Annotated in this window: 7 protein-coding genes; 1 reads left to right on the forward strand and 6 read right to left on the reverse strand. The window is 49.3% G+C overall.

Going from position 1 to position 6774, the window contains the following annotated elements:
* Window positions 1-159 precede the first annotated feature (159 nt).
* The 4 genes from VB741_RS23045 to VB741_RS23060 form a co-directional block, all read right to left on the reverse strand.
* Window positions 160-972: an SDR family NAD(P)-dependent oxidoreductase gene (locus VB741_RS23045; RefSeq protein WP_323367566.1), complete on the reverse strand. Its 813-nt coding sequence runs from the start codon at window positions 970-972 to the stop codon at window positions 160-162.
* A 4-nt stretch (window positions 973-976) separates the two neighbouring features.
* The gene (locus VB741_RS23050; RefSeq protein WP_323367567.1) at window positions 977-1957 is read right to left on the reverse strand and encodes an LLM class oxidoreductase; all 981 of its coding nucleotides are present in this window, start codon (window positions 1955-1957) and stop codon (window positions 977-979) included.
* A 51-nt stretch (window positions 1958-2008) separates the two neighbouring features.
* Window positions 2009-2854 carry an enoyl-CoA hydratase/isomerase family protein gene (locus tag VB741_RS23055; protein ID WP_323367568.1) on the reverse strand — a complete coding sequence of 282 codons (846 nt, stop codon included), beginning with the start codon at window positions 2852-2854 and terminating at the stop codon, window positions 2009-2011.
* Between the two features lie 98 nt (window positions 2855-2952).
* Window positions 2953-3939, reverse strand: a complete 987-nt coding sequence (locus VB741_RS23060) for a zinc-dependent alcohol dehydrogenase family protein (protein WP_442786438.1) — start codon at window positions 3937-3939, stop codon at window positions 2953-2955.
* Window positions 3940-4046: 107 nt separating this feature from the next.
* On the opposite strand from VB741_RS23060, the gene VB741_RS23065 reads away from it, so the two are divergent.
* Window positions 4047-4931, forward strand: a complete 885-nt coding sequence (locus VB741_RS23065; protein ID WP_323367570.1) for a LysR family transcriptional regulator — start codon at window positions 4047-4049, stop codon at window positions 4929-4931.
* A 313-nt stretch (window positions 4932-5244) separates the two neighbouring features.
* Here VB741_RS23065 and VB741_RS23070 read toward each other — a convergent pair whose 3' ends face one another.
* Window positions 5245-5760, reverse strand: coding sequence for a hypothetical protein (locus tag VB741_RS23070; RefSeq protein WP_323367571.1), 516 nt, complete (start codon window positions 5758-5760; stop codon window positions 5245-5247).
* Between the two features lie 209 nt (window positions 5761-5969).
* Window positions 5970-6530, reverse strand: a complete 561-nt coding sequence (locus VB741_RS23075) for a hypothetical protein (protein ID WP_323367572.1) — start codon at window positions 6528-6530, stop codon at window positions 5970-5972.
* Window positions 6531-6774 lie beyond the last annotated feature (244 nt).

Genomic DNA, 6774 nt, shown 5'->3' on the forward strand with positions numbered 1-6774 from the left:
GTTTGGGGTATTAACTTAAGCCGGAAAATCCTGGCTAGGTGGGGAATCAGGGGCCAGAAGCCAGAAGCCAGTGAGGCCCTGATCCCTGACTCCTGACTTCTGAATACTCTCCTTGGGAAAACGTCTCGCTTTGAGTTGGTGCCCTGCGTTTGCCCTGTTCTAACTCTTGATTTCTGCCAAAATTCCTTCAATAACCTGTACGATATCTTGGCATTTCTGTGGACTCAATCCATCAGGATGTGGCGCAGCAAACTGACCACGATCGTTGTCAAAATACTTACCAGAAGACGCCGCAAATTCGTCAGTTAACGCTGCACGAACTAAGATTTTTGCCCCGATCCGGATATCGCTACCCGCAACACCAAATGCTTCTTTTACCATTTTGCTACCGAGCAGTGATCCAGGGTTAACCGCAATGATAGCTGGGCCGTCATCCTGAAGTGAAAGGGCAAGGTGGTGAGACCACATGGTTAAGGTCAGCTTGCTTTGGGCATAGGTCGTGAAATCGTCAGAGATCTGAATCCGCCCCATCAGTGCGGCTGGACTAACTGGAGATTGGGCTGCGGAGGATACATTGACGACTCGGCCCGATGCCGGGATGTGGGAAATCAGGCGTTGGGTGAGGAGATAGGGTGCGATCGCATTCACCGCAAAGCGCACATCTAGTCCATCCGACGTAACTGTATCAGTTGTTTTATAGACCCCTGCGTTATTGATCAAGACATCCAGATTAGCGTGGTTTTCCGCCACAGCCTGTGCCAGCAACTCCACATCGGCCATGCGCGACAGATCAGCGACATAGCCTTCAACAACGCCCCCTCCCGAAAGCGCAGAGAGTGATTTTTCAACAGCCTCCAGTTTTTGGGGATTGCGTCCATGCAGCAGTACCCTGTGCCCTTGCGAGACCAAAATCTTGGCGGCTTCTAACCCAATGCCATCGGTGGCCCCTGTAATTAGAATTGTTTTTGTCATCGTTTTAGCGTCCTCCGTCAGCAAAGTCTGACAAAATCTCATCAGCCAGACGTTTCAGTGTTGTTTCGATATCCGCCTGGTTAAATCGCAAATTCAACGCCACGTGGTTCATGCCGATTTGTTCTAGCGATTTCAGGTAATCTCGCAGATGGTTTACCCCTAGGCGGAATCCTAGGTGGATCGGTTGGGGACGGGTGTCTGAATCTTCGGCCAGATCCACATAAAGCGGCTGCATCACCGGCTTGGCCGGTTTCCCCGCCGCCTCAACCCTAGCTTGCCAATCGCGAATCACTTGTGCCTGGGCAACTGTATCGCGTGGATAGGTCATCCAGCCATCCCCGTTTTGAGCAATCCAGTTGGGGTCTTGCTGGCTGCCACCCGTGATCAGCAAGGGCAGTTTGCCGGAGACTGGCTTGGGTAACATGTCCATGCTACCGCCGGGATTGCCGTAGGCGTTTTCGAAGCTGGGTCTGTCTTCGCCCATGCGCCGAATGTAGTCGAAGCTCTCGCGAAAGCGGGTGCCGCGATCGCCAAAGGGCAAGTTGAGGGCTGGGTACTCCTCCGGGCGATCGCCAGAAGCCACTCCCAGAATCAGCCGCCCCCCGCTGAGCACATCAGCAGTTGCCGCCGCCTTAGCCACATGGGCCGGGTGACGCAGCGGCAAAATGATGCTGGAAACGCCCAGGGCAATGCGCTGGGTCTGCCCTGCCAAGAAGCCAAGGTAGACAAATGGGTCGAACGTCTGGCCAGCATCGCCAAAGGAGGGCACATTGAACGGCACATCGCGCAACCACACGGCAGAAAAGCCCAGCTCCTCAGCCAGTTGAACCCGTTCAAGATGGCGCTCTAGCGTCGGCACAGGATTGTGGGCGTTGTTCTCAATGGGGACGACTAAACCGATACTCAATCGATTGGGTTGGAATACGGTGGTGTACCCCCGGTTAATCGGTTTGAACTGGACTTTTTCAACAGATGATTTGAGCATGGTGAGATCCCTTCACAAGTGCCTTGATGATCAGAGATAAACCGCTAATCACTAGTTTATTTCCTGAACTTTCATCACTAAATCATTCCAGTTACGCTGGTTCTCCATGTCATGCTCCATGCCTTTCTCATCAGCGATGGTAAAACGCTTGATGGCAGGGGTTTTACTGGTTGCTTGATAGAGCCAGTAAGCTTCTGCCTTGAGCGCTTCATCAATCGGCTTGTCAATGGACTCATAAACTGCCTGCTTGCAGGCATTGATGGATGCTGCCGGGAATTTAGCAATACGATTGGCTAGCTCATCAACATAGGGACCGATTTCATCCGGCTCGAGTGCTTTGTTGATTGTGCCGTATGCTTCGGCTTCGTCCGCAGTAAAGTCACGGGCGCTGAGGATAATTTCCAATGCCCGACCGAGCCCGGTCTGACGCGCCATACGGGATGCACCACCGCCACAGGGCAAGATACCCATGCCGACTTCCATCTGCATAAACTTAAATTTCCCCCGTGCGGCGAAACGCATATCACAAGCGAGTGCAAATTCATGACCGCCACCGCGTGCAAAGCCTTCGAGTTTGGCAATGGTGGCTTGGGGTAACTTGCTGATGCGTTCTAAAACCGATTGCAGATCCAGCAATTTCGCTTCTTCACGGGAGACCGCTTCCATCGACATATCCTTCAATAGGTTTGTGTCGTAGTGGCAAACCCAGATTTCTGGATGGGCTGACTGGAAAACAACTACTTTGACTTCGCGATCGCGTTCTAGCCTTAAAGCAAGGCCATTTAGATCAGCCAGCATTTCCTGCCCCTGAACATTAACTGGGGGATAGTCAAAAGTGACCCAGGCAATGGCGTTGGCGACATTAACATTGAAGGTTGTGAAGTTGTCGTACTGCATTTTGTAATCTCCTAATTGTTTACTGGGGAAACCCGATCTGGCGCATCACCGCCAATACAGGGCATTGTTGTTTCCGGGTTGAGTCAGACACCGGCTCATTAGTTCTCAATAACGACCTTGCCCATGGCTTTTCCGCTTTCCAAACGAGCATGGGCCTGGCCAGCCTGTTCTAAGCCATAGCGCTCCTCATCCATTACAGGCGTGAGGCCACCCGACTCGACAATTTCAGATAAGCGGCGCAGGATTTCCGCGTGCTGTTCCCGTTTAAAGTTGTGCAGCATCGGAATGAGCATAAACACAACATGCAATGACAAGCCTTTGAAATGAGCCAACGTCAAATCCAGTTCGCACAGCGACACCGTGGATGCAACGTGAGCATTCAGGGCAGCCGCTTCAAATGAATTGAGCATATTTGCCCCACCAACAGAATCAAACACCACGTCAAAACCTTTCCCACCGGTGTGTTTCGCAACGTACTGCTCAACCGATTCGGTCTTGTAGTTGATGCCTGTTGCACCCAGTTGCTCGATCAGAGCTAACTGTTTATCACCACCGCCCGTGGAATAGACATCGGCTCCAAAATGTTTTGCCAGCTGCAAAGCCACATGACCAACACCACCAGAACCGCCATGAACGAGAACTTTCTGACCTGGTTGTACGCCCGCACGGGTTAGACCTTCGTAAGCCGTAATGGCAACGAGCGGCAAGGCAGCGGCTTCACGCATCGACAAGTTTGTCGGCTTAGGGGCAATTAGATTGGCATCCGCCACAATGTAGTCAGCCAAGGTGCCTGGCAAGTCCGCCAGCCCCCCCGCACAGCCGTAAACTTCGTCCCCCGCAGCATAGGTTGACACGCCCTCGCCAACGGCCTCGATCGCCCCGGCGAAGTCCATGCCGAGAATCGCAGGCGTGTCGGGCGAAAGGGGCAACACCTTGCCCATCTTACGAATCATAGTATCGACCGTATTCACGCTCGATGCCGCAATCTTGATGAGGACATGGCCCGACTTTACCTGAGGTTTTTCGATATCTACAGGTTCAAACTGGGCGTCTTCACCATACGAGCTTAGGAGCATTGCTTTCATCATGTCACCTCCAGGGGAGTCGTCTAACTATTAATGTCATCGTAATTTTTTGGATAAAAAAGATAAACAGGCTTTTCGCGAAATGATAATTCGGATATTTTTGATAAATGGATATTCTATCGTTCCGTTTATTTCTAAGAATTGCCGCACTTGGCGGGGTCACAGCCGCCGCGCAAGACCTGGGTCTTTCCTCCGCCAGTGCCAGCGCCCGTCTGGTCAAGCTTGAAGAAACCATCGGTGTGCGGCTGTTCAACCGAACGACCCGCGCCGTTTCTCTGACCACCGATGGCGAGGCATTTTTGCCCTATGCACAAGAGATGATCGAAACGCTAGAAACCGGACTCAGTGCGGTCAAGGGGCAGGGGGCAGCAGCTGAGGGGATACTGAAAATCACCATGCCAGGTTCCTTTGGCCGGATGTATATCATCCCCACCCTGGCTGAATTTCATGCCCGCCATCCCCGGGTCAGCCTTGACTTGCGTCTATCCGATGCAGTGTTGGATGTGGTCGAAGGGGCCTATGACCTGATTATTCGCAATGCGCCATTGGTGGATAGCAGTCTGATTGTGCGAAAGCTGGCCTCCGATCGGCGTATTCTCGTGGCTTCTCCGACCTATCTTGAACAATATGGTGCGCCTACAACACCTGACGATCTAGCCGAGCATCAATGCGTATGCCTTGGGGAAGCAAGCAAGTGGACATTTGAAAATGGACAGACGGTGAGCGTTCCGCGATCGTTCGTGATCAACGATGGTGAGGCGTTACGCACCATGCTTGAGCAGGGTCTGGGGATTGGCGTTAAGTCGCTGTGGAATGCGAGTGAAAGCCTGAAAGCTGGACGACTAGTAGAGGTGATGCCAGAATTTCCATTCACCACGCATGCGGCAATTTGGCTACTCTATCCCAGTCGCCGGATCATGGCTCCGAAAGTTCACGCCATGATTGATTTTTTAATCGAACAGTTCCACCCTGTTCCGCCCTGGGAGTGCTAAAAAGGAGCGGTCAATATACCGATCATATTGACAACCTACCTAAATCAACTGCCAATCTCTGCAACAGGTCGTGTTCAGTCCTTCCAATTTTGCCTCTCGGATGAGGTTTGCACACTCGCTACCTAACCGTTGCCCATCACCCGCCACAGATCTCTTGATGCACACAGACACCCTCTCGGCAGCCGGTGTGCATGGCATATTGTTAGACAGCGATGGCAACTTTGGGTTCAGATCTGTACTTTGATGAACTTCATTTAATATTTTTGCGCTTGAGCCTTGTTCTAACATTGCTTCAGTTGAAGACGCTATGCTCTTAATCACTATTTATTCTCAATCGTTCTTCAACCACTTCCTGAAAGTATCGGAAAACTACAAATAGCAATACAAGAAGAAGAAAAATAAGTGCGGTTAAACCACTGAGGTGTTGTGGAAGTGTCTTGAAAATGTGAGTTAATACAGAAAACACAAAAAATATCGAAGATGTCAACCATAGAGAGCGTAGTAGAATTACTTCCGCACACATCTTCACCAAAAGATTCACGACTTGAGGGTTCTTAACTTGTGGAAGCTTATTTAAAACAATTATTACAGCGTTGCGTATTTCAAATTTGTTAAGAATTAAATCTCCAACCAAATCCATGATCAAGCCTAGGACATAGCATACAGCTACTACAAAAAAAGATTCTAAAAGTGTTCCTGGTTTATGTAGGGTTCCCCACCACGCATAGTCAACACAAGCATAGAATAGCAACCCCGGCAATATTCTAGCAAGCAAATCAAAATAAAACTCTGGAATGAGCGATGCAGTTTTCTCAACATCAGGATTCATGGTTGTTGATGACTCCGTCAACTTTAGTAAATCAACATTCCTAATCAGCAAAATAGTCTGTCTAACGTTGCCCATCACCCGCCGCAGACAGCCTCGAACTCAAACAGATAACCTCTTGACGGTCGGGTGCATGGGCGTTGTTGGACTGCAATATACACGACCGGGGCAGATGAAAAATCAAGCGAAATCACAAAATTAATATTAAACTTTCAAGAAATAGGCGAAATGATTCTACCATCAAATCTTCTGTATGTATGTGGGATATCGCCAAGATATTGCTCAAGCACTGCTCTACTTTCACTCGTAGCAATGATCACTTGTTGATCATACTCCCGTGATCGACTTGCTCTACTTAAAAATGCTCTAATACTAGCTTCACGGGCGCTTTGCTGACGGGGTTCATCTAACACAAGCAAGCCTAAATGATTGGTTTGGTGAGTTCTGGAAACCTCTAGCAAGCCTAATAAATAAGCCCAGAAGATTCTGATGTAGTCACTTGCAGAAAGATCAAACTGCAAATCAAACCCTTCGTATTCAGGAAAATAAGAATTGGAAGAAATTTTAATATCGGAAGAATTAAGGCTACTAAATCCATATTCTTGAAGTTGCTGCTGAAAAAGTTGCTCTAAATCTGTAAGCTTAGAATTGTCTTCCTCTGAAAGTATTCCTTTGGGTAAGTTGGTGAGGCTCGTTTGAACTTCATGCCATTCTTCTGAAAGAACTGAGAATCCCCCTAGTAATACGTCTACTTGATCTCGAATCAGCTTCATGTGTCTGATTCTCTCTGTAAGCCTAATCCGCTCTTCTATAGCTGAATAAGAAGGAGAATCATCTCGGGAGGTTAGAGTAGTTTTCAAAGATCTGATGTCCTCTCTTATTTCTGTTACATAGTAACTACTCAGGCTGGGGTAGGAGAGTTATAGGGTTTCCAGAGAACAATCCCATGAGGGCATCCAGAACGTTATGCCCCTGTTTGCGTAGAGTGGATAGGTAACCGCGAATACGGCAGAACAT

This window comes from Leptothoe sp. PORK10 BA2, from assembly GCF_034932105.1.
GTDB lineage: Bacteria > Cyanobacteriota > Cyanobacteriia > Phormidesmidales > Phormidesmidaceae > Leptothoe.